At 65.6% G+C, this 23673-nt stretch carries 28 protein-coding genes and 2 tRNA genes; 16 read left to right on the top strand and 14 right to left on the bottom strand.

Going from position 1 to position 23673, the window contains the following annotated elements:
* The first annotated feature begins 35 nt into the window (after positions 1 to 35).
* The gene (locus C489_RS21995; RefSeq protein ID WP_006429056.1) at positions 36 to 194 is read left to right on the top strand and encodes a DUF7559 family protein; all 159 of its coding nucleotides are present in this window, start codon (positions 36 to 38) and stop codon (positions 192 to 194) included.
* Positions 195 to 400: 206 nt separating this feature from the next.
* The gene (locus C489_RS00215; protein WP_006429055.1) at positions 401 to 931 is read left to right on the top strand and encodes an Hsp20/alpha crystallin family protein; all 531 of its coding nucleotides are present in this window, start codon (positions 401 to 403) and stop codon (positions 929 to 931) included.
* 10 nt (positions 932 to 941) lie between these two features.
* Here the strand turns inward: C489_RS00215 and C489_RS00210 are convergent, their stop codons facing one another.
* Together C489_RS00210 and C489_RS00205 are read right to left on the bottom strand one after the other, a co-directional pair.
* Positions 942 to 2126 (bottom strand): NAD(P)/FAD-dependent oxidoreductase, encoded by a 1185-nt coding sequence (locus tag C489_RS00210; RefSeq protein ID WP_006429054.1) that lies wholly within the window; start codon positions 2124 to 2126, stop codon positions 942 to 944.
* Between the two features lie 438 nt (positions 2127 to 2564).
* The gene (locus tag C489_RS00205) at positions 2565 to 2858 is read right to left on the bottom strand and encodes a DUF7521 family protein (protein ID WP_006429053.1); all 294 of its coding nucleotides are present in this window, start codon (positions 2856 to 2858) and stop codon (positions 2565 to 2567) included.
* Between the two features lie 153 nt (positions 2859 to 3011).
* On the opposite strand from C489_RS00205, the gene C489_RS00200 reads away from it, so the two are divergent.
* The gene (locus tag C489_RS00200; protein WP_006429052.1) at positions 3012 to 3284 is read left to right on the top strand and encodes a CDGSH iron-sulfur domain-containing protein; all 273 of its coding nucleotides are present in this window, start codon (positions 3012 to 3014) and stop codon (positions 3282 to 3284) included.
* 59 nt (positions 3285 to 3343) lie between these two features.
* On the opposite strand, the gene C489_RS00195 is transcribed toward C489_RS00200, so the two are convergent.
* From C489_RS00195 to C489_RS00185, 3 genes are read right to left on the bottom strand one after another with little or no spacing between them, the layout of a single operon-like run.
* Positions 3344 to 5854 carry a heavy metal translocating P-type ATPase gene (locus tag C489_RS00195; protein ID WP_006429051.1) on the bottom strand — a complete coding sequence of 837 codons (2511 nt, stop codon included), beginning with the start codon at positions 5852 to 5854 and terminating at the stop codon, positions 3344 to 3346.
* 1 nt (position 5855) lies between these two features.
* On the bottom strand, positions 5856 to 6653 hold the full coding sequence (locus tag C489_RS00190; protein WP_049890465.1) for a sulfite exporter TauE/SafE family protein: 798 nt from the start codon (positions 6651 to 6653) through the stop codon (positions 5856 to 5858).
* A 14-nt stretch (positions 6654 to 6667) separates the two neighbouring features.
* Positions 6668 to 6880 (bottom strand): hypothetical protein, encoded by a 213-nt coding sequence (locus C489_RS00185; protein ID WP_006429049.1) that lies wholly within the window; start codon positions 6878 to 6880, stop codon positions 6668 to 6670.
* A 100-nt stretch (positions 6881 to 6980) separates the two neighbouring features.
* Between C489_RS00185 and C489_RS00180 the strand changes: the two genes are divergently transcribed.
* The 5 genes from C489_RS00180 (at position 6981) to C489_RS00160 (ending at position 10277) form a co-directional block, all read left to right on the top strand.
* The gene (locus C489_RS00180; protein WP_006429048.1) at positions 6981 to 7193 is read left to right on the top strand and encodes a hypothetical protein; all 213 of its coding nucleotides are present in this window, start codon (positions 6981 to 6983) and stop codon (positions 7191 to 7193) included.
* Positions 7190 to 7996 (top strand): cytochrome c oxidase subunit II, encoded by an 807-nt coding sequence (locus tag C489_RS00175; RefSeq protein ID WP_006429047.1) that lies wholly within the window; start codon positions 7190 to 7192, stop codon positions 7994 to 7996. Before C489_RS00180 ends, C489_RS00175 begins: the two co-directional genes overlap by 4 nt.
* On the top strand, positions 7983 to 9722 hold the full coding sequence (locus tag C489_RS00170) for a b(o/a)3-type cytochrome-c oxidase subunit 1 (RefSeq protein ID WP_006429046.1): 1740 nt from the start codon (positions 7983 to 7985) through the stop codon (positions 9720 to 9722). Before C489_RS00175 ends, C489_RS00170 begins: the two co-directional genes overlap by 14 nt.
* On the top strand, positions 9723 to 9929 hold the full coding sequence (locus C489_RS00165; protein WP_006429045.1) for a hypothetical protein: 207 nt from the start codon (positions 9723 to 9725) through the stop codon (positions 9927 to 9929).
* Between the two features lie 147 nt (positions 9930 to 10076).
* Positions 10077 to 10277 (top strand): DUF7534 family protein, encoded by a 201-nt coding sequence (locus tag C489_RS00160; protein ID WP_006429044.1) that lies wholly within the window; start codon positions 10077 to 10079, stop codon positions 10275 to 10277.
* A gap of 65 nt (positions 10278 to 10342) precedes the next feature.
* On the opposite strand, the gene C489_RS00155 is transcribed toward C489_RS00160, so the two are convergent.
* Together C489_RS00155 and C489_RS00150 are read right to left on the bottom strand one after the other, a co-directional pair.
* Positions 10343 to 11401 carry a mannose-1-phosphate guanylyltransferase gene (locus C489_RS00155; protein WP_006429043.1) on the bottom strand — a complete coding sequence of 353 codons (1059 nt, stop codon included), beginning with the start codon at positions 11399 to 11401 and terminating at the stop codon, positions 10343 to 10345.
* 1 nt (position 11402) lies between these two features.
* The gene (locus C489_RS00150; protein ID WP_006429042.1) at positions 11403 to 11714 is read right to left on the bottom strand and encodes a DUF7091 family protein; all 312 of its coding nucleotides are present in this window, start codon (positions 11712 to 11714) and stop codon (positions 11403 to 11405) included.
* Positions 11715 to 11827: 113 nt separating this feature from the next.
* Between C489_RS00150 and C489_RS00145 the strand changes: the two genes are divergently transcribed.
* The 3 genes from C489_RS00145 (at position 11828) to C489_RS00135 (ending at position 14470) form a co-directional block, all read left to right on the top strand.
* On the top strand, positions 11828 to 12718 hold the full coding sequence (locus tag C489_RS00145; RefSeq protein ID WP_006429041.1) for a dihydrodipicolinate synthase family protein: 891 nt from the start codon (positions 11828 to 11830) through the stop codon (positions 12716 to 12718).
* Between the two features lie 173 nt (positions 12719 to 12891).
* Entirely contained in the window at positions 12892 to 13824 is a 933-nt protein-coding gene (locus C489_RS00140; protein WP_006429040.1) for a hypothetical protein, read from the top strand.
* A gap of 1 nt (position 13825) precedes the next feature.
* On the top strand, positions 13826 to 14470 hold the full coding sequence (locus C489_RS00135; RefSeq protein ID WP_006429039.1) for an RPA family protein: 645 nt from the start codon (positions 13826 to 13828) through the stop codon (positions 14468 to 14470).
* Between the two features lie 60 nt (positions 14471 to 14530).
* On the opposite strand, the gene C489_RS00130 is transcribed toward C489_RS00135, so the two are convergent.
* Together C489_RS00130 and C489_RS00125 are read right to left on the bottom strand one after the other, a co-directional pair.
* A complete protein-coding gene (locus tag C489_RS00130) occupies positions 14531 to 15202 on the bottom strand; it encodes an alpha/beta hydrolase (RefSeq protein WP_006429038.1) in 672 nt (223 codons plus the stop codon).
* On the bottom strand, positions 15199 to 16161 hold the full coding sequence (locus C489_RS00125; protein ID WP_006429037.1) for a VOC family protein: 963 nt from the start codon (positions 16159 to 16161) through the stop codon (positions 15199 to 15201). Before C489_RS00125 ends, C489_RS00130 begins: the two co-directional genes overlap by 4 nt.
* A 138-nt stretch (positions 16162 to 16299) precedes the next feature.
* Between C489_RS00125 and C489_RS00120 the strand changes: the two genes are divergently transcribed.
* A complete protein-coding gene (locus C489_RS00120) occupies positions 16300 to 16704 on the top strand; it encodes a ribbon-helix-helix protein, CopG family (protein WP_006429036.1) in 405 nt (134 codons plus the stop codon).
* A 128-nt stretch (positions 16705 to 16832) separates the two neighbouring features.
* On the opposite strand, the gene C489_RS00115 is transcribed toward C489_RS00120, so the two are convergent.
* On the bottom strand, positions 16833 to 17045 hold the full coding sequence (locus C489_RS00115; protein WP_049890463.1) for a hypothetical protein: 213 nt from the start codon (positions 17043 to 17045) through the stop codon (positions 16833 to 16835).
* A gap of 368 nt (positions 17046 to 17413) precedes the next feature.
* On the opposite strand from C489_RS00115, the gene C489_RS00110 reads away from it, so the two are divergent.
* Positions 17414 to 17626: a YgaP family membrane protein gene (locus tag C489_RS00110; protein ID WP_006429035.1), complete on the top strand. Its 213-nt coding sequence runs from the start codon at positions 17414 to 17416 to the stop codon at positions 17624 to 17626.
* A gap of 708 nt (positions 17627 to 18334) precedes the next feature.
* Here the strand turns inward: C489_RS00110 and C489_RS00100 are convergent.
* Positions 18335 to 18408, bottom strand: a tRNA-Phe gene (locus C489_RS00100).
* A 222-nt stretch (positions 18409 to 18630) separates the two neighbouring features.
* Between C489_RS00100 and C489_RS00095 the strand changes: the two genes are divergently transcribed.
* Positions 18631 to 19077 (top strand): DUF7344 domain-containing protein, encoded by a 447-nt coding sequence (locus C489_RS00095; protein WP_006429033.1) that lies wholly within the window; start codon positions 18631 to 18633, stop codon positions 19075 to 19077.
* A 389-nt stretch (positions 19078 to 19466) separates the two neighbouring features.
* On the opposite strand, the gene C489_RS00090 is transcribed toward C489_RS00095, so the two are convergent.
* A tRNA-Val gene (locus C489_RS00090) sits at positions 19467 to 19540 on the bottom strand.
* 62 nt (positions 19541 to 19602) lie between these two features.
* Here C489_RS00090 and C489_RS00085 point away from each other — a divergent pair.
* Both C489_RS00085 and C489_RS00080 read left to right on the top strand, forming a co-directional pair.
* Positions 19603 to 20268: a DUF192 domain-containing protein gene (locus C489_RS00085; protein WP_006429032.1), complete on the top strand. Its 666-nt coding sequence runs from the start codon at positions 19603 to 19605 to the stop codon at positions 20266 to 20268.
* Between the two features lie 37 nt (positions 20269 to 20305).
* On the top strand, positions 20306 to 22252 hold the full coding sequence (locus C489_RS00080) for an ABC transporter ATP-binding protein (protein WP_006429031.1): 1947 nt from the start codon (positions 20306 to 20308) through the stop codon (positions 22250 to 22252).
* Positions 22253 to 22309: 57 nt separating this feature from the next.
* On the opposite strand, the gene C489_RS00075 is transcribed toward C489_RS00080, so the two are convergent.
* Positions 22310 to 22654, bottom strand: a complete 345-nt coding sequence (locus C489_RS00075) for a DUF5789 family protein (RefSeq protein ID WP_006429030.1) — start codon at positions 22652 to 22654, stop codon at positions 22310 to 22312.
* Between the two features lie 61 nt (positions 22655 to 22715).
* Positions 22716 to 23672: a phosphatase PAP2 family protein gene (locus C489_RS00070; RefSeq protein WP_006429029.1), complete on the bottom strand. Its 957-nt coding sequence runs from the start codon at positions 23670 to 23672 to the stop codon at positions 22716 to 22718.
* Between the last annotated feature and the right edge of the window lies 1 nt (position 23673).

The raw sequence follows: 23673 nt of genomic DNA, 5'->3' as shown, positions 1-23673 counted from the left end.
CCAATGTTGATTAGTTCGGCCCCCCAAGAGCCGATATGCCGCCGACGGAAGAAATCGTCTGTACCGACGAGGACTGTTTTCTCGACATCTTCGAGAACCACTACACGTACGACGTCCCCGACGATTTCAGCGTCTCGGAACTGTCGTGTCCGGTCTGTGGGGGGACCGACTGTCTCGAGCGGGTCGAACTCTGACCGGTGCCCGTCTCCGTTCTCACACCGTCGGGACCCAACTGGGAACTGACGACTTCGTCAGACGTTTCTTTTGAACCCGGCGAAAGGGATATGAACAGGGCTGACATAGCCGTCTGTACGGCCATCTCTGCCATGTACTGTCACGCCCTTCTCTCGGTCCCCACGACCGCCGCCCGCGTCGCACACGCCGCCCGAGGTGAAACCCCGTGAGTCTCAAAGATATCGGAAAATCGGTCGGCAGCACACTCTACCGTCAGATCGGCCGCGCGAACGGTCGCGTCCAGAACCACCGATCGCTCCCCGTCGATATCCTCGAGACCGACACCTCGTATCGCGTCGTCTTCGACGCGCCCGGTGCCGAACCGGACGACGTGCAGGTCCGCTATCTCGAGGGGAACATCAAGATCCGCATCGACCGGTTCCGCCAGTTCCGCGAGGGCTACGAGATGCGGTTCCCCGGCCGCGGCATGTCACTGAACGGCGAAGCCGAACTCCCGACCGACGCCGTCGTCGACCCCGACGCCGGAACGGCTCGACTCAGCGAAACGGGGACGTTGAGCGTTGAACTCCCGAAAGACTCGGCGGTCGACGACGCCGGCCGAACCGGAACGCCGGACGGACTCGAGGCGGACGGCGACGCTGACTCGGACTCCGAGGCTAAGACGAAAGGTCGGACCGACGCAACTATCGAGCAAGAAACGGAGACGGACACGGAACCGGTCACCGTCGAGGACTGACTCGAACCGCTCAGTCCCGGTCGAGGGCCATCCCCTCGACGACGTCGAACGACTCGTCGCCGTCGAACCGCGTCGGATCGAAAGCGTCGATCCCCGCCCCGCCGAGTATTTCTTCCGCGAGTCGCGCGCCGATCGCCGGCGAGCGCATGAACCCGTGGCCCTGGAAGCCGGTCGCGACGTACAGCCCCTCGTCGATCTGCCCGACCAGCGGATCCCGATCCGGCGTCGCCGTACAGAGGCCGGCCCACGCCCGCTCGAGGTCCCCGTCCGCGACCCTCGGTACCCGGTGTGTGACCCGCTCGAGGAGATCGTCGGCGAACGTCGGGTCCGCGTCGCGATCGTACGCGTCGGGATCGGCCTCGCGTTCCTCGGTGCCGTCGCCGGCGAGGACGCCGTCGGCGTGGGGTCGCAGGTAGAAGTCACCGCTCGCGTCGTAACACATCGGTTCTGCAAGGGTGGCGTCCGCGACGAGCGCCTGTACGCGGTAGGGTTTCATCGCGAGGGAGATGCCCGCGTCCGCGAGCAGCGCCTTCGTGCGCGCACCGGCGGCCACGAGCACCGCGTCGACCTCGCGGACCTCGCCGTTGGGGTGGACGACCCGCGCGGGATCGGTCCGCACCGCGACCGGCGTCTCGGTCTCGAGGGTCCCACCGGCACCGGTCGCTGCAGCCGCGAGACAGGCCGTGTATTTCGCGGGATCGGTGTAACCCGCCGCGCCGGCGATACCTGCCACGGCGACATCGTCGGTTCGCAACGCGGGGAAGCGGTCGGCGAGCGCGTCGGCGTCCATCTCGAGGGCGACGATCTCGTTGTCCTGCATGCGACGGACCTGTTCGCGGATGGCGTCGGCCCGGTCCGCATCGCCCTCGCGGGCGAGCCAGACGTAGGGACACTCGACGAACGGGAACGTGTCGTCGCCCGAGAACGCGCGGAACCGCTCGATCGCGTCGCTGGCGATCTCGGCGTCGAGTCCGTCCGCGAAGGCGTCGTAGCAGATCCCCGCCGCCCGCCCGGACGCGCCGCTCGCGACGGTGTCGCGATCGTAGAGGGTCACGTCCGCGCCCTCGCGTGCGAGGTCGTAGGCCGCGGTCGCGCCGACGGCCCCCGCGCCGACGACCGCCACCTCGAGGCCCGCACCCCGATCAGTGAAGGCGTCCGCGCCGACGACCATCTCGGGCTCGTCGGACCCGCTCATGGCCGATCACCCGCCGGAGCGGATCGGTGGGAGCGACTCAAAACGCGACCGCTGGGCGTCCTCGCGTCGTCGGCATCGGCGTGCATAGTCCCAACTCGAGCCGGGGCCTACTTACCTGTGGGTGGTTACGGTGCGGAATGTACTGCCGCGGCTCGGGCCGAGTCTGGTCGACTCGAGAGTCGGACGACGATGACTGGCCATCGGCCGCGCAGTCGTCAGGAGGACGGAAGGAAGGGGGAAGGGGGTACGACGGCAGGGACGAGCTCCATGGTTCAGTGCCGTCTGTCCTGCCGTAGTCCGATAAATCACGGTCGGACCCATACGACTGTTCCCAAAACGATTTGGGTCACCCGCGATCCCGCGTCGAGGCGTCCCGACGGGCCCGATCGAAGCGAGGAGCACCGCAGTCCCGGTCTCACTCGAGGTCGCCGGCGCGACTCACGTGACATACAGCGAGCGCGCGATCACGAGGAAGCCGGCGAGCACTAACAGGCTCTCGAGCAAGACGCCGGTCATCAGCGGCACGTCGAGGAGTTCGTACAGCATGCCGGCCAGTACCAGTCCGAGCGTGACGAGACCGAATCCGAGCGAGAGGTAGCCAAGCGCCGGCTGTCGCGTGCGCTGGTAGGCCTTGTACGCGAAGAACGTGATCACGCCGCCGACCATGAGCACGAGCGTCTTGACGACCGCGAGCGCGATCGCCGTCGGCATTGCCGCGGCGTGGAACGACATCTCTGTTCTCGTTTCGATATCCGAGACCCGAACCAAGAACCTTGCCGTTCCCGAAAGGGGTGGTGCGTGTCACCGATCCGCTCGAAAGGCCGGTGCGGGCCGTTCGTGGCCGCGAGCGAACGGTTTTACAGTCGGCGACCGGAGAGACGCCCGATGACACGACTGGTCGAACTCGAGGAGACGGGACCGCGCAAACTCGAGCCGTCGGATATCGACGACGAGAAGGGAGATATCGCGGTCTGTCGGTGCGGGCTATCGGACTCGTTTCCGTTCTGTGACGGGAGCCACCGGCGGACCCACGACGAGGACGAGGGAACGACGTACGTCTACGAGAACGGCGAGCGGCGGGAAGTCGAGCGAGTCGTGACGAGCGACGACGGCGATGGCGCGGATACGACGGACGCGACCGACGCGGCGGACGACTAGATCGAACCGAAGCCGCGGTCGTCGACCAGCCGACGAAATCGCGGTCGGCGGTCGACCGATCAGATCGACCGCGCCGAGTTACAGACGACGAGTGCACTGCTCGCCGCCATCGCGATGGCGGCAAAGAGCGGGTTCAACAGTCCGGCGACCGCGAGCGGGATCGCGACCGCGTTGTAGGCGAACGCCCAGCCGAGGTTCTGTCGGATCCGGCGGTGGGTCCCCGTCGCGATAGCGAGCGTCTCGGCGACGGCCGCGAGGTCGTCGTCGACGATCACCGCGTCGGCCGCCTCCGTCGCCAGTTTCGTCCCGCCACCCATCGCGATGCCGACATCCGCGGCGGCCAGCGCGGGCGCGTCGTTGCTCCCGTCGCCGACCATCGCAACCGTTCCGCGCGCTCGAAGCCGGTCGACGGTTTCCGCCTTCGCCTCCGGCGGAACGCCGGCGAAGACCTCGTCGACGCCCTCGAGGTCGCGGACCCGCTCGGCCGCCGGCCCCTCGTCGCCGGTGAGGACGACGATCTCGCGGCCCGCGGACAGTGTCTCGAGCGCGTCTTCGAGGTCCTCGCGCCGCGAGTCGCCGACGGCGATCGCGCCGCGGACCCGCCCGTCCCACCCGACGGCGACCGGAACGCGGCCGGCGGCGCGAATGTCGTCGACTCGGGACTCGAGGGCGGCGGGAACCGCCAGCCCGCGCTCGCGGCAGAAGTCGGGGTGGCCGACGGCGACACGCTCGCCGTCGACGAGTCCGCTGACGCCCCGGTCAGCGCGCTCGAAGCTTTCGACGTCGCTCGCGGTCGGGCTGTCGGCTGCGGGGGCATCGGCCGCAGCGTCTTCGCGCGCGGACGCCGAGGCGGCGTCGGCGACGGCTTCCGCGATCGGGTGCTCGGAGAGCGCCTCAACCGCGCCGGCGCAGGAGAGCAGTTCGTCGGCACCGGTCTCGTCCGCATCGACGGGGTGGACGGCGTCGACGGCCATCGCACCGGTCGTGAGCGTTCCCGTCTTGTCGAGGACGACAGTGTCGACATCCGGTGCGTCCTCGAAGATCGTCTCCGCGGCGACGACGATCCCGCGCTCCGCGGCGGTCCGAATCCCCGCGGCGATCGCCAGCGGGGTCGCCAGCCCGAGCGCGCAGGGACAGGAGACGATGATAACTGTCAGGCCGACCAGCAGGGCCGTCGACGCGCTCGAGCCGGTCGCGAGCAAGACGGTCGCGGTCCCGACGGCGAGGGCGACGACGAGCGGGACGAAGACCGTCGCGAGCTTGTCCGCGAGCCGCTGGACGCCGGGCCGGGCGCTCTGGATCGACCAGAGCAGGGAGACGAGTCGGTCGAGCGTGCTCTCGGCCTCCGCGCCGACTTCGACGACGATCGGCGCGTCGGTGACGACGGTCCCGCCGCGGACGAAGTCGCCGGACGCCTTCTCGACGGGGAGGGACTCGCCGGTCACGAGCGACTCGTCGATCGCGGCGGTCCCCTCGGCGATCTCGCCGTCGAGGGGCACCCGCTCGCCCGGTCGCACGAGGAGCCGGTCGCCGGGCTCGACGGCCTCGAGTGGCACCGTCTCGCCGTCCTCGAGTCGGGCCTCGTCGACCTGCCGTTCGGTCAGCTCGGAGAGGAGACCGGTCGCCCGGCGCTTGACCGCCCGTTCGTAGTGGCCGCCGGCGGTCACGACGAGGACGATCGCGACGGTGACGTCGAAGTAGAGGTGTGACTGGCCGAGCACCGTCGCGACCGCGCTGTAGCTGTACGATCCCAGCGCGGCCGTCGCGACGAGCAGGTCCATGTTCGGCCGGCCGGCACGGAGGCTGACGAATGCGCCGCGGAGGATGGGGAATCCGGTATAGAACAGGATAACGGACGTCATCAACCAGATGTTCGCCGCGAGGAACGCGCCGTCGTAGCCGCCGAAGTCGGCGACGGGATCGTAGCCGAAGTAGGTCGGGTAGAGAAAGAGGACGTACCACACCATCACCATCATCCCGAAGAACGCGCCGAGCAAGAGCGCGGCAACGCTGTCGTCCGTCCCCTCGGCGTCGGCGTCGGCAGAGCGGTCGGTCGCGGTGTAGCCGTGGCCGGAGACGAGGTCGGGGAGGTCTGCGGCCGTAATCCGGTCGGGGTCGTAGGCGATCCGAATCGTGTCCGTCGCGTAGCTGGCCGTCGCGCCGAGGATTCCCGCCTCGCGCTCCGCGGTCGCCTCGAGGAAGGCTTCACACGTCGAGCAGTGCATTCCCTCCACCGAAAGGAAAGCATCCTCGCCGTCGAGATCGGCGAGGTCGGGGCTGCGATCCTTGTCCCCGTCCGGCTGGCCGATCCGAGATTGTAACGCGGATTCGTCCGGCGCGTTGTCGGCCGTCTCGAGGGTCCGAGCGACCTCGAGACAGCCCCGACAGCAAAACGAGCCGTCGGCGTCGGGGTCGGTGACCGGATCGGCGGGGGTCGGCAGGTCACAGAGGTCGCAGGTATCGGCGTCGGTCGCCGCCCCCGGGTCCGTCTCGGGAGCCGGGCGCGCCGAGACGGCGGGCTCCGGCGTCGGTGCAGACGAGTTCGCGGTCGGCTGCGGGTCTCTGCTCATGTTAGAGTTGTGCGAACGGGATCGGCGGATGGGGCAGGTGAACCCCGTACAGCATCAGTCCGTGTGAGAGGGGAATGTAGCCGAGGACGATGAACGCCGCGCCCAGCCCGCGATGAAGTCGCACGCGCGTGTCGGGCTCGAGCGCGGTCAAGATCGTGCCGTACGCGAACAGCGTCGGTACCGTCCCGACTCCGAGCGCGGCCAGCGAGAGCGCGCCGCGGGTCGGCGACCCGAGCGCGAACGCGTAGAGGTAGGCCGGGTAGATGATCGGACACGGCATGAACCCGTGAACCGCGCCGAGCGCGACGATCCCGGGCGACGTCGCGAGGCGATCGATTCGGCTCGAGAGCGCCCCGGAGACGCGGCGAAACAGCGAGCCGACCAAGGGGAGGCCGTGACCGGGAACGGAGGTTTTCCCCCGCAGGTAGTAGCTCCCGCTCACGATAATCGCGAAACCGACGAGAATGCCGATCGCCCCCCTGACGCCGTTGCCGACCGCGCCGACGGTCTCGCTCGAGGCGATGGTCGCTGCGCCGAGCAGGCCGAACAGGCCGCCGATAGCCGCGTAACTCGCCGTTCGCCCGAGGTTGAACAGCGCGTGCTGGCGGACTTCGAAGGCCGAAAGGGCGTCCTCGCGGCGCTTCTCGCTTGCGGCCCCGATCCGATCGGCATAGGTCGTCACCAGCGGGCCGCACATGCCCAGACAGTGTGCGCCCGCGAACAGGCCGACGACGACGAGGACGAGCAGGTCCGCGTTCTCGAGGCCGGCGGATGAGAGCGCGAGGGGAACGGCTGTCATCGAGAGCGCGGCCGTCAACTCGCCGTGCCGCTCCCGTCGTGGTCGTGACCGTGCCCGCCCTCGACCGGGGACATGGCGACGTACAGCGATCCGTAAATGAGCAGGAGGTTGATCCCGCTGACGACGCCGGCGAGCACCGAGTTCGTAACTGCATAGACCAGTACCGGAACGAAGGCGACCAGTCCGATGGCAGCCGCGTGTCGCGGCGTGACAGACTCGAGAGTCATACGCTCCACTGGGCGTGCTGACAGCTTAATACCCCACGGATTTCCCAATCGGCGGGAAATACGACCGGTCGTAAGTCCACACCCTTCCGTACCCACTCGTATGGCTTCGGCAACAGAAAAGCAGGAGACCGATCGAGTTCGGGAGATCGGTCACGACGAGTATGATCCCGTCGGGACGGCGATCCTTATCGGGATCTACTTCTTGATACTGGTACTGCTGTGGCTGTTCATGTACTTCGTGGAGTTCCTCGGCAACGGGCCGACCGTGGTCGGGGCGCTCCAGCCCGTTCTGTTGGGGGTGGGGCTGGCATGAATATCCACACGTACGAAAAAGTGTGGTTAGCCGCGGCGATGGTGTTGATCGTCGGCTTCATCGCGACGATTACCTACGGTGCGGTCGGCCCCGGCATCGCGATGATCGACGACGAGGCCGGCAGCATCGATCCCGCCGAGATCAACGACGACGAACGCTTCGCCGAGCCCGGCGTCGAACACGTCGGCGGCAACGAGTACGAGGTCACCGTCGTCGCGCAGGCGTGGTCGTACAGTCCGGCGGAAATCGAGGTGCCGGCGAACAGCGAAGTAACCTTCTACGTGACGAGTCGGGACGTGACACACAGCTTCTCGGTCGTCGGAACGAACGTCAATACGATGGTCATCCCCGGGCAGGTCTCGGAGATGACCGTCCAGTTCGACGAACCGGGCGAGTACGGTATCCTCTGTAACGAGTACTGCGGTGAGTATCACCACACGATGGAAGGGAAACTGAACGTCGTCCCCGAGGACGAATTCGACCTGACCGAGCTATCCGTCGAGGCTCCCGACGAGGTCGACGCGGGCAACGAGACGACGATCACCGCGAACGTGAGCAACGGCATGCAGGAAGACCTCGAGACGACGGCCACGCTCGAAATCGGCGAACAACAGTCCGAACGAGACGTTACGGTGGCCGGCGACAGCACCGAGCAAGTCGAGTTTACCGTCGACACCGCCGACCTCGGCGAGGGCGACCACGACTGGACCGTGACCGTCGACGACTACGAGGAAAGCGGGACGCTCTCGGTCGTGGCGGACGACGGGAACGCGTCGGCCGACGGAGGTGATGGCGATGCGTAACGCCTACGTCGACCAGTTCCCCTCCGAAGCGCGACTGATCTCGGCGGCGTTCTGGAGTTCCTTCCTCGCACTCGCGATCGGCGGCTCGCTTGGCCTCGTGCAGGCGCTCCACCGAACCGATTACCTCCGCTTTATCGACTCGGTCGACTACTACACCGTCCTCACCGCCCACGGCGTGTTGCTGGCGATCACGTTCACGATCTTCTTCCTCGTGGGCATCTTCACGTGGGCGGTGACGACCAGCCTCGATCGCGGCCTCGAGGACCTGCGCTTTAGCTGGGCGTGGTACGCGATGATGGTGGTCGGAACGGTGCTGGTCGGGGTCTCAATCCTCGGCGGCGTCGTGGATTCGATCGATATGCAGGCGGACGTGCTCTTTACGTTCTACGCGCCGCTGCAGGCCCATCCGGCGTTCTACGTGGGGCTGGTGCTGTTCGTCGTCGGGACGTGGCTCGCCGGGGCCGACTGGTTCCGGACGTGGTGGGCGTGGCGCGGGGAGAACCCCGACGAGCGGATCCCGTTGCCGACGTTCATGACGCTGACGACGACGCTGTTCTGGTACCTGTGTACGCTCGGCGTCGCGCTGTCGATTCTCGTGCTCCTGTTGCCGTGGTCGATGGGGATCGTCGACTCGGTCAACCCGCTGCTGAGCCGAACGCTGTTCTGGTACTTCGGCCACGCCGTCGTCTACTTCTGGCTGATGCCGGCGTACATGATGTGGTATATCATGTTACCGAAGCTCTCCGGCGGAAAGCTGTTCAGCGATCCGCTCGCGCGGGTCGTCTTCGTGCTCTTCCTCCTGCTGTCGACGCCGACCGGGATCCACCACCAGTACCTGGACCCCGGCATCGCGGAAGGGTACAAGTTCATCGCGATGACGAACACGATGTTCCTCCTGCTGCCCAGCCTGCTGACGGCCTTTACCGTCGTCGCCAGCATGGAACACGGCGCACGCCAGCGCGGCGGGACGGGCTATCTGGGCTGGCTCAAGGCCCTGCCGTGGCGCGACCCGGTCTTTACCGGCATGGCGCTTGCGGGCCTGATGTTCGCCGCGGCCGGCTTCTCCGGCATGATCAACGCCGGGATGAACATCAACTACCTCGTCCACAACACGTGGTGGATCGTCGGTCACTTCCACCTCACCGTCGGGACCGCCGTCGCGTTGACGTTCATGGCCGCGGCCTACTGGTTCGTCCCACAGGTGACCGGCAAACAGCTGTGGAACCGCTCGCTCGCGCTGGGACAGGTGCTGCTCTGGTTCGTCGGTATGACGTTCATGTCGAACGCGATGCACCGCTCCGGGCTGTTCGGCATGCCTCGGCGGACCGCCGAACCGCAGTATCAGGGCTTCAACTTCGAGCCCGCCGCCGGGACCGTCGGCGAGATCAACGCACAGGTCGCGCTGGGCGCGGCGCTGCTGACCATCGCGCTGGCCCTGTTCCTCCTGAACATGGTCATGACCACCATCGGCGGCGAAAGCGACGCCATCCCGGACAACACCTACGCCGGGACGCTGTCGGGTCCCGAGGACGCGCCGGTCGTCCTCGACAACCTCAAGCTCTGGACCGCGATCGCCACCGTCCTCGTGGTCTTCGCGTACACGCTCCCGCTCGCCAGCATCATCGACGCCGGCGGCCTGTTCGGCCCCGGCATCGAGGGCTTCCAGCTGACCATCGGAATCGACCCCGCGATCGTCCTCGAGTCCGTCCGAGAGGTGATGCCCTAGATGCGTATCTCACCGGGCGCGTTGCTAGTCGTCATCGCCGTCCTCGTCCCGTTCGTCGTCGAGTTCCGGACGGCGCTCTCGTGGTTCGGGGTCGAACTATCCGTCCTCGAGTCGGTCGCGCTCGCCGGTGTGCTCGTCCTCGGCCTGCTGGTCTGGGCGATGTGGCCCCAGAACGGTGGCGAGATGGGATCGGCTGACTCGAACTAGCGGAACCACCGACTCGCGTTTTGTCTGGGGACACTCGGAATCGTTCGTAATCAGGAACTTGCGTCTATTCTCACTGAAAGAGGGGTTTGTCATAGGGACGGAACCATTATACAAAATACAAATATATGGCGAGAGAGTGCTCATAGTATGAGCGACGGAAGCCACGTCCGATTTTTGCGGACAACAGTCGTACTCTGGATACTCGCGGTTGTGCTCTCGGCGATCGTTGCCCCGCCGGATCCGTTTACGCAACTGCTGTACACGGTTCCACTATTGGTTCTCGCGCCCGGTCTCTCGTATCTCCTCAGTTACAGAGGCGGCTTCGAGTATCTGCACTCGAAGCTGTGACCGATGCAGACGTCTCGTGGCCGAATCGACCGGGTCGGCGTCAGCAGCCGAATCGGGCGCTCGGATCAGAACAGATCGCGCTCACGCAGTCGAGCGACCGCGTCGCGGACCCGCTGTGAGGAGTCCCGCGGCGCGACGAGGATGCGGTCGTCGTAGGCGGCCACGATCAGGTCCTCCACCTCGAGCAGCGAGACGTGGGAATCGGGTGCCGCGACGACGTTGTTCGCGGCGTCGATCGAGAGGATATCCCCAGCGACAGCGTCGTTCGCCGCGGCTCCCGGGTCGTCGGCGTCGGCATCGATGTCGGTCTCGAGGGTTCGCCCGACGGCGTCCCACGTTCCGAGATCGTCCCATTCGACCGATAGCGGGGTGACGAAGACGTCCGTCGCGTGCTCCATGATCGCGTAATCCATGCTGACGGGGTCGACCGCGTCGAAGCCGCGGGCCGGGTCTCCGGCCTCGAGCGCCGCGACCAGCGGGGCGAGCGGCGAGTCCCGAGCCGCTTCCAACAGCGCGCCGGGCGTCCACGCGAAGACGCCGGCGTTCCAGTACGCGCCGGACTCGAGGAGTCGCGCCGCGTCCTCGCGGTCGGGTTTCTCGGTGAAGCGCTCGACCGCGGCGTAGTCAGCGCCGGAGTCGCCGTCGAAGTTGCTCCCTGAGGGGACGACGTACCCGTAGCCCGTCGACGGCCGCGTCGGCTCGACGCCGAGCGTGACCAGCCCGTCCGTTTCGACCGCGATTTCGGCGGCCCGCTCGAGCCGCGTCGCGAACGCCGCCTCGTCGTCGACGTGGTGGTCGCTGGGGAGACAGACCAACACCGGCTCCGTCTCGAACCGCTCGCGGAGCCGCCACGCAGCGTAGACCAGGGCCGGCCCGGTGTCCTTGCCGTCGGGTTCGACCAGCACGCCCGCTTCGGGCGCGTGGTCGTGGATGTCGTCGGCGAAGGAGTCTCGAGTGAGCACGTAGCGCTCGTCGGCGAAGGCCGTGCGATCCATCGTCCGGGAGAGCAGCGAACGCTCGCCACCGAGCGCGAGAAACTGTTTCGGTCGGGTGGCCCGGCTCGCGGGATAGAGTCGGCTGCCGATGCCACCGGCGAGGACGCAGGCGATGATCGGCCGATCCATCTTACCACGTCTCGATGCGCCCGGCGCGGACATCCTCCGCACAGCCTTCGCAGTCGGGATGGCCCGCCTCGTAACAGGCCGGCCGGTACTCCTCATCGAGTTTCGCCGCGCGCTGTTCGGCGTAGCGCCGGCAGACGATCTTCGCCCGACCCGCCTCGTCCGCGGGCAGTCCGCGGGCGTTCTTCGCGACTTCGTAGGAATCGCGGGCCTCCTCGAGTTGCTCGTCGGTCGATCTGCGGAGCGCTTCGAACTGCTCGCCCGCCTCCTGCAGCGTCGAACGGAGGAACCGCTCGAGTTGACGCCGATCCGCCATTGCGCCATCGTTCGCCCGCCGGACACATATACTGTTGGCCGGGACCGATCGCGAGCCGCCGAATCGGTGACAACGATGACAACGGTTTTGGCCAGATAGCCGAATCCACGGATATGGCTATCCGCGATGCGCTTCGAGGGATCACCTGTCCGCTGGTGACACCGTTCGACGACGGAGAGATCGACGAGGACGCGCTGGTCGACCTGCTCGAGCACCTCCACGAGGGCGGTATCGACGCGGTCTTCCCCTGCGGAACGACCGGCGAGTTCCCGTCGCTGACGGCCGACGAACAACAGCACGTTCTCGAGACCACCGTCGAACACGCCGAGGTGCCGGTCGTCGCTGGGGCCGCCGCGACGAGCGTCGCCGACACGGTCGCGGCGATCGACCGCGCCGCCGAAGCCGGTGCCGACGCCGCCGCGATCGTCGCGCCATACTTCACCGCCGCGAACGCGCCCGAGGGGAACCAGCAGTTCTTCGAGGCCGTCCTCGAGGACGCGTCGCTGCCCCTCCTGTTGTACAACATCCCGCAGTGTACGGGCCAGCGAATCGAGCCCGAGACCGTCGCTGCCGTCGCGGACCACGAGCGGGCACTCGGGATCAAGGACTCGAGCGGCGACCTCGCGTACTTCCTGTCGGTGCTCGAGGGGACGCCCGAGGAATTCCTGTGCCTGCAGGGGTACGACGCCCTGCTGGTGCCCGCGCTGCGGATGGGTGCCGATGGCGGGATCAACGCCTTGTCGAACGTCGTTCCCGAGATCATGGGGGAGGCGTTCGAGCGAGCCGGCGACGAGCGCGGGCGGGAACTACAACGCGATGCAATCTCGCGGCTCTTCGAGGCGTGTACGACCCACGGCTTCGCCCCGGCGGCCAAGACCGCACTGGCCGAGCGCGGGGTCATCCCCAGCGACGACGTTCGGCCGCCGCTCGTCGCCGTCGACGACGCGGGTACCGAGACGATCGGCGACGCGCTCGAGGCGGCGCTCGCGGCCGGCGAGCAGTAGGAACAAATCGCGACGACTGCACCGCGAGATCAGCGTCCTGAATCGGCCCCTCGACGCCGTCTGTCGGTTTCTTCCGCCGACGTTCACTTTCACTCCGGTCCCCGTAATTTAAATACTATCGGGCGCGAACGGACGTATGCCTCCCAGTGAAACCAAAGAGGAGGCGAGACACAATGAGCGACGTACGACAACACGCGGACGACATCCACGAGCAGTTTTCGGACCACCTCGACGACGTGAGCGTCGAGGACGTCGAGGAGCGCCTGACCACGCTCGTCGACGAATACAAAGTACCCATGGACGAGGCGCGCCGGAGCGTCACCAACCACTACCTCGAGGAGGCCGGCTTAGAGCGCGAGGACATCTCGAGCGGCGACAGCGAGGCGGCAAACGTCGAGGACGTCGACGAGCCCGAGGAGTGGATCGACCTCACCGCCAAGGTCATCGAACTCTGGGATCCCCGCAGCGACTCGGTCGCGCAGGTCGGCCTGCTGGGCGACCCGACCGGGACGATCAAGTTCACCAAGTGGGCCAAATCCGATCTCCCCGCACTCGAGGAAGGCGGGGTCTACGAGCTTCGCAACGTCGTCACCGACGAGTATCAGGGCCGGTACTCGGTCAAGCTCAACTCGACGACGGTGATCGAGGAACTCGACGAGGACCTCGAAGTCGGCAACGACACCAGCGAGATCGAGGGCGCACTGGTCGACATGCAAAGCGGTAGCGGGCTGATCAAGCGCTGTCCCGAAGAGGGCTGTACCCGCGTTCTCCAGAACGGCCGCTGTAACGAACACGGCGAGGGCGACGGGGAATTCGACCTCCGCATCAAGGCCGTCGTCGACGACGGTATCGACGCCCACGAGGTCATCTTCGACAAGGACGCCACCGAGGATCTGACGGGGCTGAGCCTCGAGGAGGCAAAGGACATGGCGATGGACGCGCTCGATACGACCGTCGTCGCCGACGAAATCGCCGATGACATCATCGGCACCTACTACCGCATCGAGGGGCCGACGTTCGGCCGCTACGTGCTGGCAGACGACGTCGAAGAACTCGACGGGCCGGCGGATCCGGAGGAACTGCTGATCAAAGCGAGGTCGATGTGAAATGAGCCAGTCAGAACTCACCCGCGAAGTCGCCCGCCGCGTCTTCGCATCGGAATTCAACGATTCGACGTACACCTTCAAAGAGAGCGACGACGAGCGCGCGCCCAACTACGCGCTGCTCCCGACCGGCGACCGCGCGAATCGCGTGTTCGTCGCCGGCACCCTCACCGAAACCGAAGACGTCGGCGACGACAGCGAGTACTGGCGCGGCCGGGTCGTCGACCCGACCGGGACGTTCTTCGTCTACGCCGGCCAGTACCAGCCCGAGGCCGCCTCGGTCCTGCGGGACACGGAACCGCCGGCGTACGTCTCCATCGTCGGCAAACCCCGCACCTACGAGACCGACGACGGCACCGTCAACGTCTCCCTGCGACCCGAGTCCATCGCGGTCGTCGACGACGCCACCCGCGACCGCTGGGTCGTCGAGACCGCCGAGCAAACGCTCGACCGCATCGAGGCCGTCGAGGAGTGGGAAGCCGAACAGGAAGCGCCCGAGAGCGGCTCGACCGCACCGACGAACGAGTACGCCGAGATGGCCCGCGAGCGCTACGACTCGCCCGTCGTCAACTACCGCAACGACGTGATTCAGGCGCTCGAGAGCCTCGAGACCGTCGAGGAGAGCGGCGACCCAGAAGCGACAGTCTGAGGCCGCGAACCACCGGCCGTTTTCTTTGTTTTCGAACCGTAAGCGACGGCGATATCGAATCTAGAGCAGGGCCTCGAGCATCGCACCGATCGCGTCGAACTCGTCGTCGGTGACCTCGTGGCCCACGTCGGGATAGCACCGCTCGTCGACCGCGGCGTCCGCTCGCTCGAAGACGCGGACCGTCTCGGCGACCCGCTCGCGGTCGACGTGGGGATCGTCTGCACCGTAGCCGACGAGGACCGGCGTCCGCTCGAGCGAGCCGTCGATCGTAGTCGAACGAAGTTCCTCGGTCGAGCCGGGGAGCAGTCCCGAGAGGATAGCGACTCCACCGTAGCGGGCCGGGCTGCGTCGAACGAACTCCGTGGCGACGCAAGCACCCTGCGAGAAGCCGGTGATGACGGTCCGTTCGGGCGGCACGTCGATGGCGCGCGCTTGCTCGAGTGCGGCCGCGACGCAGTCGACGCTTGAGGTAAGCCACGGTTCGTTGTCGGCTCGCGGCGCGGTCGACGGCTTCGGATACCAGCGGCTTCGCTCGGCGTGGGGCGCGAGGACGGCGACGCCGTGCCGGGAGACCGGTTTCATGAGGTTGATAACCCCCTGTGCGGTCGCGCCGCGGCCGTGACAACAGACGAGCGCGGCCTCCGCGGCGAGGGCGGGCGCACCGGCGGTGCGCAGCGGGCGGCCGGCGTGGGGTCCCGAGACGGCGTCCATCGAGTGGTTCGAGTCCGTCATGGCGTGTCGTCGTCACCGCCGCCCGTCGGAACCGTCAGCGCCGGCAACTGACTTTCGATCAGGTCGCGGTCTCGTTCGAACCAGTCGGGGAGATAGAGCGACTCGCCGGGTTCGTTCTCCCCGTCGCTTGCCGCGACGCCGTCGGTCTCGGTCGCCAGTTCGAAGAGGATCCCGCCCGGCTCGCGGACGTACAGCGAGTGGAAGAAATGCCGGTCCTTGACCCGGGAGACGTCGTAGCCGCGGTCGTCGAAGAGCTCCCGCCACTCGTGGAGGTCGTCCTCGTGCTCGACGCGGACCGCGACGTGGTGGAGCGTCCCCGTCCCTTCGCGACCGAATCCGGCGTCGCGATCGAGCACGTCCACGACGGTCGCTCGCGATCCGGACGCGCGGTACCGGATTCGATCGCCGTCCTCCCCCTCGTGGTCGAATCCGAGCGTCTCGAGCGTCCCAGCGGTCGCGTAGGGGTTGACCGACAACGTGGAAACGCCATGGAGGCCACAGAGTGCGCGGTCCGCCGGGACGGGGCCGGCGGTCCACGGCTCGATATCGGTCGGTACCGGCGGGCCAGCCACGAGTTCGATCCGCGTGCCTGCGGGGTCCTCGAATCGCAGTACTCGCTCGTCGAAGCGCTCGAGCGGCCCCTCGACTGCGACGTCGTGATCCGCGAGTCGGGTGTCCCAGTACGCGAGCGACTCGGTCGGGACGACGAACGAAACCGATTCGATCTGGGGCTTACCCGGCCGACCGGGATCGCCGTGCGGGTCCGGGAAGTGCGTGAGGACCGTCCCCGGCGTCCCGGTTGCGTCGCCGAAGTAGAGGTGATGTTGCAGGATGTCCTCGAAATTGACCGTCTGCGTGACGAGTCGCAGACCGAGGACGCCGCTGTAGAAGTCGATCGCCTCCTGTGGGTCCCCGACGATCCCCGTCACGTGGTGGAGTCCCGGCCTGTCGGACAGCATTAGCCGTCGATTGGGCCTCGAGATGGATAGCCTGCCGGGTCAGGGTGCCGAGTCGGTTCGGTCGCGGGCCACGCCTCACCGAACGACCCCGCCGTCTGACAAATGGTTAAGTGTCGTGAACGACGACTAGGGGTATCGATGGGGAACAAAAACAAGACCATCTCGTTTCGGGTCAACGAGGACGCGTTCGAGGCGCTGCAGGCGATCGCCGAAGAGCGCGACATCTCGCTGTCGGCGGTCTTCCGAGACTACGTCGACCAACTCGTCGAACACGACGGGCAGGTCGAAGTCGTTCCTGAGGACGACCTCGAGGCCCGAACCAGCGACGACGGCGAGTACGTCTCGTTCCCGCCGACCGTCGAAGTCCCGAAGCAGTTCGTCCGCGAGCACGAGCGACTCGAACTCGAGGCCGAGCATCTCCGGGAGCAACTCGACGAGTACAAGGGCTACGTCAACGACCTGCAGGACCGACTCGAGGACGAGGAAGACGAGGTACTGCTGCTCGACGAGTTAGACGACGAGGAATCGTATCAACTGCGATAGCGACCGTCAAACCGGTCATCGCCGCGGTTGCGGACCCTTGTCGCACTGTGGAACCCGCCCATCGATGAGCCCTCACGAGAGTGACTACCGCGCTGGTCCGTCCGATCCGATAGCCGCCATCCTGGCCGCTATTCGAGATACCCCAACCGCTCGAGGTTTTCTCGGGTCGACTCGTCGAGTTCGTCGACTGCCAGCGCGTCTTGTTCGAGCTTCTTCCGCTCTTGGAGTACCCGTAGCAACTGACGGGACGTTCGGAGTTTGAACCGAAGGTCCGAGTCGTCGATCTCCTCCTGAACGCTCGCCAACATCGTATCGATTGCCTCAACAGGCGTTTGGGACATCGATTTCGGGTAATTCTGGTGTACGCATATACCCGGTGCCGGCTCCGAACTGTCAGGAATGATGGTGCAAATCTATTGGCGGAGCCATCGGGCCTGCAACTCCGTTGACGGTGGATCAGTGTCGTGGCGATCGTGTTCGAAGAGTCGTCGCTCGAGTCACAGAGACAGCCAAAATAGGTCCAAGCGGTGGTGACGTCCGATCGGGAGTCAAAGTACCAAACGGACTGCGGAACCGAAAATAGCGGACTGGGCGTTCGACTGAGAGACACCGGCAAAGACCTGACCGTATCTAAGGGTGCAATATCGAAGTCTCGATCGGGTTCTGATTCTCGGGAAGAGACAAGCCCGAGGCGACCCACTGTTCGGATATGGTTGAACAGAACGTTGGCGGCCGTGACCGACTCGTCCGCACACTACTCGCCGCCGTGCTGACTCTCGTAGCAGTAACCACACTCCGAAAGGGGAACCGCAAGACCGGACTGCTTGCTCTCGTCGGGGCACTCGGGTTCGGATTCAACGCGGCGACGTGTTTCTGTGGACTGAACAAAACGCTCGGTATCGATACAACCACGGACGAGTAGCGATTAGTGGTTCTTCGTCGAGTGGAAGAGAGGGATTACGACTCACCCACAAGCCGTTCAGCCTCGATCTCCGTTCCCGGCTCGAGTAGTTCCGCCAGAGAATGCTGATCGAAGGTGTCGAGAAGGACGTCTACGTCTCCAATCGCCTTGCGTGCTTCTGACCGCAGTCGATACTGCGTTTCGCCGTCAATCTGTGTCCGCTCGACGAACGCGCTCGAACCCGGTTCGCCCGTAATTTCCGATGTGGCATTGATTCGCTTCCCGAATGCACCCACGACACCTCTAAATTCGTCGTCGCTTCCCCACCGAATCTGGTCAACGAGTTCGCTACTCGGCACCCACTCGTCACGATCAGAGAGATATTTTAGCAGGGTGAGTTGCCCGCGCGGTATCGACTTTCGTCGAAGAATTTGCTCGAGAGCATGGGAGTTCATCGTTGGTCAGCGGTAGTACACCGCTCGCTAAAATTTTCCTGACCGACAGCTACTGTTCTCCTGCTATTTCCCTGAAAACGCTACGTACAGCGGTCACGTTCGCGCAATTCATCCCGCTATAGGTGAAGGAAGATGCCTCGGCACGGACAATGGAATGAAACGCCGGACGGCGAAGGGTGCGTTCGTGAGCCGGTTCAAATCTCTCCAGAAATAGAAAGGAAACACTGCCGAAATCCGACGCTATACGGTCAATACGCAACGAATCGTAGAAACATGCCGCCTCCCGGATTTGAACCGGGGACAGCTCGATCTTCAGTCGAGTGCTCTCCCAGTCTGAGCTAAGGCGGCCTACCCAGTTCTCCGTCCATCGTATAAAAAAGGATTTCGAATCGAGATCGTCGTCTCATACCGGTTACAAGATGTCCGGGAGAGGGACACACTATTCGAGTACGGCATCGAAAACCGAGTAACGGAGACAATACGGGAGCCTCTATGCGAGATTACCTGGCGTCTGTTGGAATTTCGGATATTCAAGACACCCTTTTGCGCCTCGGGGGGTAATATCATGTTATGGAAGCCCTTACCTCGAGCCAAGAGCAAAAAGAACTCTCCGCTGACACGATCCTCGAGCTGCTGGCGAACCGCCGCCGGCGATACCTCCTCTACGCGCTCCGCGGGCAGGAAGACCCCATCGAGCTTTCGACGTTAGCCGAGACGGTCGCGGGGTGGGAACACGACGTCCCGCCGGACGAAGTCGCGAAAAACGAGTACAAGAGCGTCTACGTCTCGTCGGTCCAGTGCCACGTCCCGAAACTGGACGACGCGGGCGTCGTCGACCACGATGAGGACAACCACACCGTCGTCCTCGCGGACAACTTCGCGCAACTCGAGCCCTATCTCCGGATCGTCGTCGAGGACGAACCGGAGAATTCGACGCTGCACGCCGCCCTCCAGACCGAGTCGGGCGACGGCCTCCTCGGACAGATCCGGGAGAACGTCGCGCGGCTCAAACAGTGACTCCCGACGGACGTGGCTGCGTTAGTAACTGATTGAGTAGCGAGTTCGACTCGAGGGCGCTGTTCCGGCCGGTCGCTGTTTCGCATGCATGATTCGTACTCGAGGCCCGCGGCACACGGTCGCTCGAGACGAGTTATGAAGTCGTGGCCGGGGAGTAATTTCGGACTCAAAGGACTCGAACTGCGATCACGGTGGACCCGCTCTCGGTCTTTGGTTCGGATCGGGCTCGAGGCGAATGGGCGGTGCTTACGGTGGCTATCTAGAAAGGGCGGCTCGGGCGGGTTCGAACCGAAATCAGACGTGCTCGCTACGCTGCGCGCGACTGATAGGGTTCGAACCGCCCTCCCGTCACGACGCTGTCGCTCACGGATTGTTCGCGACAGCGATAGTGGGCTCGGGCGGGTTCGAACCACCGACCTCGGCCTTGTAAAGGCCGCGTCATGACCAGCTAGACCACGAGCCCGCACCCGGAACGAGTGGATCCGTCCGAATAACCTTTACTCTCTCGCGGTGCAGGTATCGTTCATGGCACTCGAGTACGTATGGAAGGGGCTGCTCGTGGTCGCTGCCCTCTCCATCGTCGGCGTGGTCCTCGTTCAGGCAGGTGTGGTCTCGGCTCCGTGGGGGCCTGACAGCGGGGAAGTCCGCGTCTTCGACGACGAGGACGGAGAATCGGCCGCGGAAGCGGACAACGAAACTGCCAACGAATCCGACGGCGACCGCGAACCCAAGGCCGTCGTCGATGTCGAAATCGCAGATTCCCGTCCAGAACGCCGCACTGGGCTGAGCGATCACGACTCCCTCGAGTCGGGTAACGGGATGTTGTTCATCCACGGCGACGAGTCCGACCTGACCTACGTGATGCGCGAGATGGACTTCGATATCGATATCATCTTCATCGACGCGGATGGCGAGATCACGTCGATTCACCACGCCCGCTCTCCCGGGCCCAACGAGGACGGAAACGATCTCGAGTACTCCGGCCGTGGTCAGTTCGTCCTCGAGGTGCCACGCGGCTACGCGAACGAGACGGGGATCGAGGTCGGCGACGAGGTCGAAATCGACCTCGAGTCGAAGCAGACGATTATTACCGATGGCGAATCCGGGTCGCTCAACCGGGTTGCCGCGACGGCTGATCGCGAGGTGACCGCGCCAACGGCAGCCACCGCGGCGACGTATTTCGGTTCGTAGGTAATCCTTATTGCTGGCGGTCCCCGAACCGCGGACAATGAGTGGTGCCGACTGGGACGAGGACGATCCGTTCGAGGAGCAGCGAGAGGAGATCGAGAACCCGATGAAGCGACTGTTCCTCGAGTACGGATCGAACTACAAGGGAGCCGCGGCCGTCGGCGTTATCGCGAGCATTTTCGCCCGGGTGCTGGATCTGCTGCCGGCGCTCATGCTGGGGGTCGCACTCGACGCCGTGATCCGGCAGGAGATTCCCTACGTGGAGGCGTTCCCGGTCGGTGGTGGACTCGTCGCCCCTTACGTCCCGGAGGGGCGACTGGCCCAGTTCTGGCTGACGATCGGCATCATCGCGGGGGCGTTTTTCCTCTCGGCGATCTTCCACTGGACCCGCAACTGGGGCTTTAACACGTTCGCACAGAACGTCCAGCACGACATCCGGACCGATACCTACGACGAGATGCAGCGCCTGGACATGGGCTTTTTCGCCGACAAACAGACCGGCGAGATGATGTCGATCCTCTCGAACGACGTCAACCGCCTCGAGAAGTTCTTGAACGACGGGATGAACTCCCTCTTTCGGCTGCTCGTGATGGTGCTCGGCATCGGCGGCCTGCTGCTCGCGATCAACTGGCAACTGGCGCTCGTGGCGCTCCTGCCGGTCCCGCTGATCGCCGTCTTCACCTATCTCTTCATCCAGACCATCCAACCCAAGTACGCGCAGGTGCGCTCGACCGTCGGGAAAGTCAACTCCCGGCTCGAGAACAACCTCGGCGGAATTCAGGTCATCAAGTCCAGTACGACCGAGTCCTACGAGTCAGACCGCGTCGAGGACGTCTCACAGCAGTACTTCGACGCCAACTGGGGCGCGATCCGTACCCGGATCAAGTTCTTCCCCGGCCTGCGCGTGCTCGCGGGGATCGGCTTCGTCATCACCTTCCTCGTCGGCGGCCTCTGGGTCATCTCGGGCCCGCCGGGTCCGTTCTCGGGCACTCTGAGCAACGGGATGTTCGTCGTCTTCATCCTCTACACGCAGCGCTTCATCTGGCCGATGGCCCAGTTCGGACAGATCATCAACATGTACCAGCGCGCTCGCGCCTCGAGCGCCCGCATCTTCGGCCTGATGGACGAACCCAACCGGGTCGGCGAGGAGCCCGACGCTCCCGACCTCGCGGTGACCGAAGGCCGCGTCGAGTACGACGACGTGTCCTTCGGCTACGACGCCGACGAGCGGATCCTCGAGGACATCGATTTCACCGTCGACGGCGGCGAGACGCTCGCACTGGTCGGCCCGACCGGTGCCGGCAAGTCGACGGTCCTGAAACTCCTCTTGCGGATGTACGACGTCGACGAGGGCGAGATCCGCGTTGACGGACAGAGCGTCCAAGACGTAACGCTCCGGAGTCTGCGCGAGTCGCTCGGCTACGTGAGCCAGGACACCTTCCTCTTCTACGGCAGCGTCGAGGAGAACATCAAATACGGCACCTTCGACGCCGACCGCGAGGACGTGATCGAGGCCGCGAAGATGGCCGAGGCCCACGAATTCATCCAGAACCTGCCCGACGGCTACGATACCGAGGTCGGCGAACGCGGCGTCAAACTCTCGGGCGGCCAGCGCCAGCGGGTCTCCATCGCCCGCGCGATCCTCAAGGACCCCGACATCCTCGTCCTCGACGAGGCGACCAGCGACGTCGACACCGAGACGGAGATGCTCATCCAGCGCTCGATCGACGACCTCGCGGAAGACCGGACCACGTTCGCCATCGCCCACCGGCTCTCGACGATCAAGGACGCCGATCAGGTACTCGTCCTCGAGGGCGGCGAGATCGTCGAACGGGGAACACACGAGGAACTGCTCGCGAACGGCGGTCTCTACTCCCACCTCTGGGGGGTCCAAGCCGGCGAGATCGACGAGTTGCCGGAGGAATTCATCGAGCGGGCACAGCGCCGACAGGCGCGAACCGAAGTCGACGCCGGGGACGACGACTGACGGCTGACAGCGGACAGTTGACGACGAACCGAATTCGACCCAATCGATGCCGGCTTCTTAGAAGGATTCCTGCTCTTCCTGCCCGCCCTGATCCGGTGCGCCCTCGTCCTGTCGGTCTTCACCCGTGGCGGGCGGCGTGCGGTCGCTGTAGTTCTTCCGTCCGATCGCCTCGTCGCCGACCATGTTCATGATCGCCCCCTCGACCTCCTCGTAGTCCCGATACTTGTCTTCGCCGAGCGGGTCGATGAGATCCTCGAGCGTTGTCGTGTTGCCGCTCATCTCGATCGTTTCGTCGCCGTGTTTCTCGAGGAGTTCGTCGTGGCCGATCGGGTACTCCTCGGCCTCAAGCGTCTCCTGTAAGTCGCCGAGTTCGACGCCGCGTTCGCGACTATCCTCTGCCATACGTATACGGAATCGGCAGTGTCGCAAACGGATTGGGCCTGCGCTCGCCGTGGTGCGGTCATCAGCGCGTCGCCGCCTCGACGGTCGTCGCTCGCGGGAATACCACCGCCGGCAGCACCGACAGGAGCCCGAGGAGCGCGGCCGACGCGACCAGTTTCGGGCGGCCACTGAGCGCACCGACGCCGACGAGGGCAGCCAACGGGATGAAGACAGTCGCCAGCACACCTGCCGACGGCTCCGTCGGAGATCGCTCGAGTGGGATCGGCTCGACCGCCGTCCCCGTCGTGCCGGCGAGCCAGCCCGCGAGCCCCCCGGCCGCGAACGCGACGTACTCGACCGCGCTGTCCGCGCGTCCGCTGGCGATCATCGCCGTGCCGGCCAGCCCCAGCGCGAGCGCGAACGCGGTGAGCGTCCGATCGAACGGCGAATGCTCGAGGAGCCGCCACGCCGCGGCGAGATAGCAGCCGCCGACGGCGACTCCCGCGACGACGTCGAGCGGGTAGTGGACGCCGAGGACCAGTCGGGTGAGACAGACCGCGGCGACGATCACCGCGGCGGCCGCGAGTCGGAGTCGGCGCGTCCCGGCCTCGAGCACCAGCGCGAACAGGCCGTAGGTGACGGTCGCGCCGACCGCGTGACCGCTCGGAAAGCCGTAGCCGTCGGCGTTCACGATCGACGCGTAGAGCGACCGGGTCGACGACGGAAGCGCGGCCGGGTCGAGCGTCGCGAGGTCCGGCCGCGGGAGCGCAAAGAGGTGTTTCAGGGCGGTCATCACCGCCAGCCCGCCGACGATAACGGCGACGACCCACGGACCGTCCGGTCGCCGCGCAGGTCGGTCGCACTCGAGCGGCGTCGTTTCTCCCGTCGCCCGCTGCCACGCGACCGCCCACGATGCGCCGATCCCGAGTGCGAGGAGAAACCAGCCGTCGCCGAGCTGTGTTACCGCTGCAGCGATGGCTCCGGCCCACGCCGGAACGAGGTCATGAATCGCCTCGAGAACGGTCGCACCGCGGTACATA

The sequence above is a fragment of the Natrinema versiforme JCM 10478 genome (assembly GCF_000337195.1).
GTDB classification, from domain to species: Archaea; Halobacteriota; Halobacteria; order Halobacteriales; family Natrialbaceae; genus Natrinema; species Natrinema versiforme.
The sequence above is the reverse complement of the archived record's forward strand: the minus strand, read 5'-3'. Positions and strand labels throughout refer to the sequence as shown.

Excerpts from the sequence above, each read along its gene's own strand:
- C489_RS21995 (WP_006429056.1), top strand. The coding sequence starts at position 36 with ATGCCGCCGACGGAAGAAATCGTCTGTACCGACGAGGACTGTTTTCTC.
- C489_RS00210 (WP_006429054.1), bottom strand. The coding sequence starts at position 2,126 with ATGAGCGGGTCCGACGAGCCCGAGATGGTCGTCGGCGCGGACGCCTTC.
- C489_RS00205 (WP_006429053.1), bottom strand. The coding sequence starts at position 2,858 with ATGTCGTTCCACGCCGCGGCAATGCCGACGGCGATCGCGCTCGCGGTC.
- C489_RS00200 (WP_006429052.1), top strand. The coding sequence starts at position 3,012 with ATGACACGACTGGTCGAACTCGAGGAGACGGGACCGCGCAAACTCGAG.
- C489_RS00195 (WP_006429051.1), bottom strand. The coding sequence starts at position 5,854 with ATGAGCAGAGACCCGCAGCCGACCGCGAACTCGTCTGCACCGACGCCG.
- C489_RS00190 (WP_049890465.1), bottom strand. The coding sequence starts at position 6,653 with ATGACAGCCGTTCCCCTCGCGCTCTCATCCGCCGGCCTCGAGAACGCG.
- C489_RS00185 (WP_006429049.1), bottom strand. The coding sequence starts at position 6,880 with ATGACTCTCGAGTCTGTCACGCCGCGACACGCGGCTGCCATCGGACTG.
- C489_RS00180 (WP_006429048.1), top strand. The coding sequence starts at position 6,981 with ATGGCTTCGGCAACAGAAAAGCAGGAGACCGATCGAGTTCGGGAGATC.
- C489_RS00175 (WP_006429047.1), top strand. The coding sequence starts at position 7,190 with ATGAATATCCACACGTACGAAAAAGTGTGGTTAGCCGCGGCGATGGTG.
- C489_RS00170 (WP_006429046.1), top strand. The coding sequence starts at position 7,983 with ATGGCGATGCGTAACGCCTACGTCGACCAGTTCCCCTCCGAAGCGCGA.
- C489_RS00165 (WP_006429045.1), top strand. The coding sequence starts at position 9,723 with ATGCGTATCTCACCGGGCGCGTTGCTAGTCGTCATCGCCGTCCTCGTC.
- C489_RS00160 (WP_006429044.1), top strand. The coding sequence starts at position 10,077 with ATGAGCGACGGAAGCCACGTCCGATTTTTGCGGACAACAGTCGTACTC.
- C489_RS00155 (WP_006429043.1), bottom strand. The coding sequence starts at position 11,401 with ATGGATCGGCCGATCATCGCCTGCGTCCTCGCCGGTGGCATCGGCAGC.
- C489_RS00150 (WP_006429042.1), bottom strand. The coding sequence starts at position 11,714 with ATGGCGGATCGGCGTCAACTCGAGCGGTTCCTCCGTTCGACGCTGCAG.
- C489_RS00145 (WP_006429041.1), top strand. The coding sequence starts at position 11,828 with ATGGCTATCCGCGATGCGCTTCGAGGGATCACCTGTCCGCTGGTGACA.
- C489_RS00140 (WP_006429040.1), top strand. The coding sequence starts at position 12,892 with ATGAGCGACGTACGACAACACGCGGACGACATCCACGAGCAGTTTTCG.
- C489_RS00135 (WP_006429039.1), top strand. The coding sequence starts at position 13,826 with ATGAGCCAGTCAGAACTCACCCGCGAAGTCGCCCGCCGCGTCTTCGCA.
- C489_RS00130 (WP_006429038.1), bottom strand. The coding sequence starts at position 15,202 with ATGACGGACTCGAACCACTCGATGGACGCCGTCTCGGGACCCCACGCC.
- C489_RS00125 (WP_006429037.1), bottom strand. The coding sequence starts at position 16,161 with ATGCTGTCCGACAGGCCGGGACTCCACCACGTGACGGGGATCGTCGGG.
- C489_RS00120 (WP_006429036.1), top strand. The coding sequence starts at position 16,300 with ATGGGGAACAAAAACAAGACCATCTCGTTTCGGGTCAACGAGGACGCG.
- C489_RS00115 (WP_049890463.1), bottom strand. The coding sequence starts at position 17,045 with ATGTCCCAAACGCCTGTTGAGGCAATCGATACGATGTTGGCGAGCGTT.
- C489_RS00110 (WP_006429035.1), top strand. The coding sequence starts at position 17,414 with ATGGTTGAACAGAACGTTGGCGGCCGTGACCGACTCGTCCGCACACTA.
- C489_RS00095 (WP_006429033.1), top strand. The coding sequence starts at position 18,631 with ATGGAAGCCCTTACCTCGAGCCAAGAGCAAAAAGAACTCTCCGCTGAC.
- C489_RS00085 (WP_006429032.1), top strand. The coding sequence starts at position 19,603 with ATGGCACTCGAGTACGTATGGAAGGGGCTGCTCGTGGTCGCTGCCCTC.
- C489_RS00080 (WP_006429031.1), top strand. The coding sequence starts at position 20,306 with ATGAGTGGTGCCGACTGGGACGAGGACGATCCGTTCGAGGAGCAGCGA.
- C489_RS00075 (WP_006429030.1), bottom strand. The coding sequence starts at position 22,654 with ATGGCAGAGGATAGTCGCGAACGCGGCGTCGAACTCGGCGACTTACAG.
- C489_RS00070 (WP_006429029.1), bottom strand. The coding sequence starts at position 23,672 with ATGTACCGCGGTGCGACCGTTCTCGAGGCGATTCATGACCTCGTTCCG.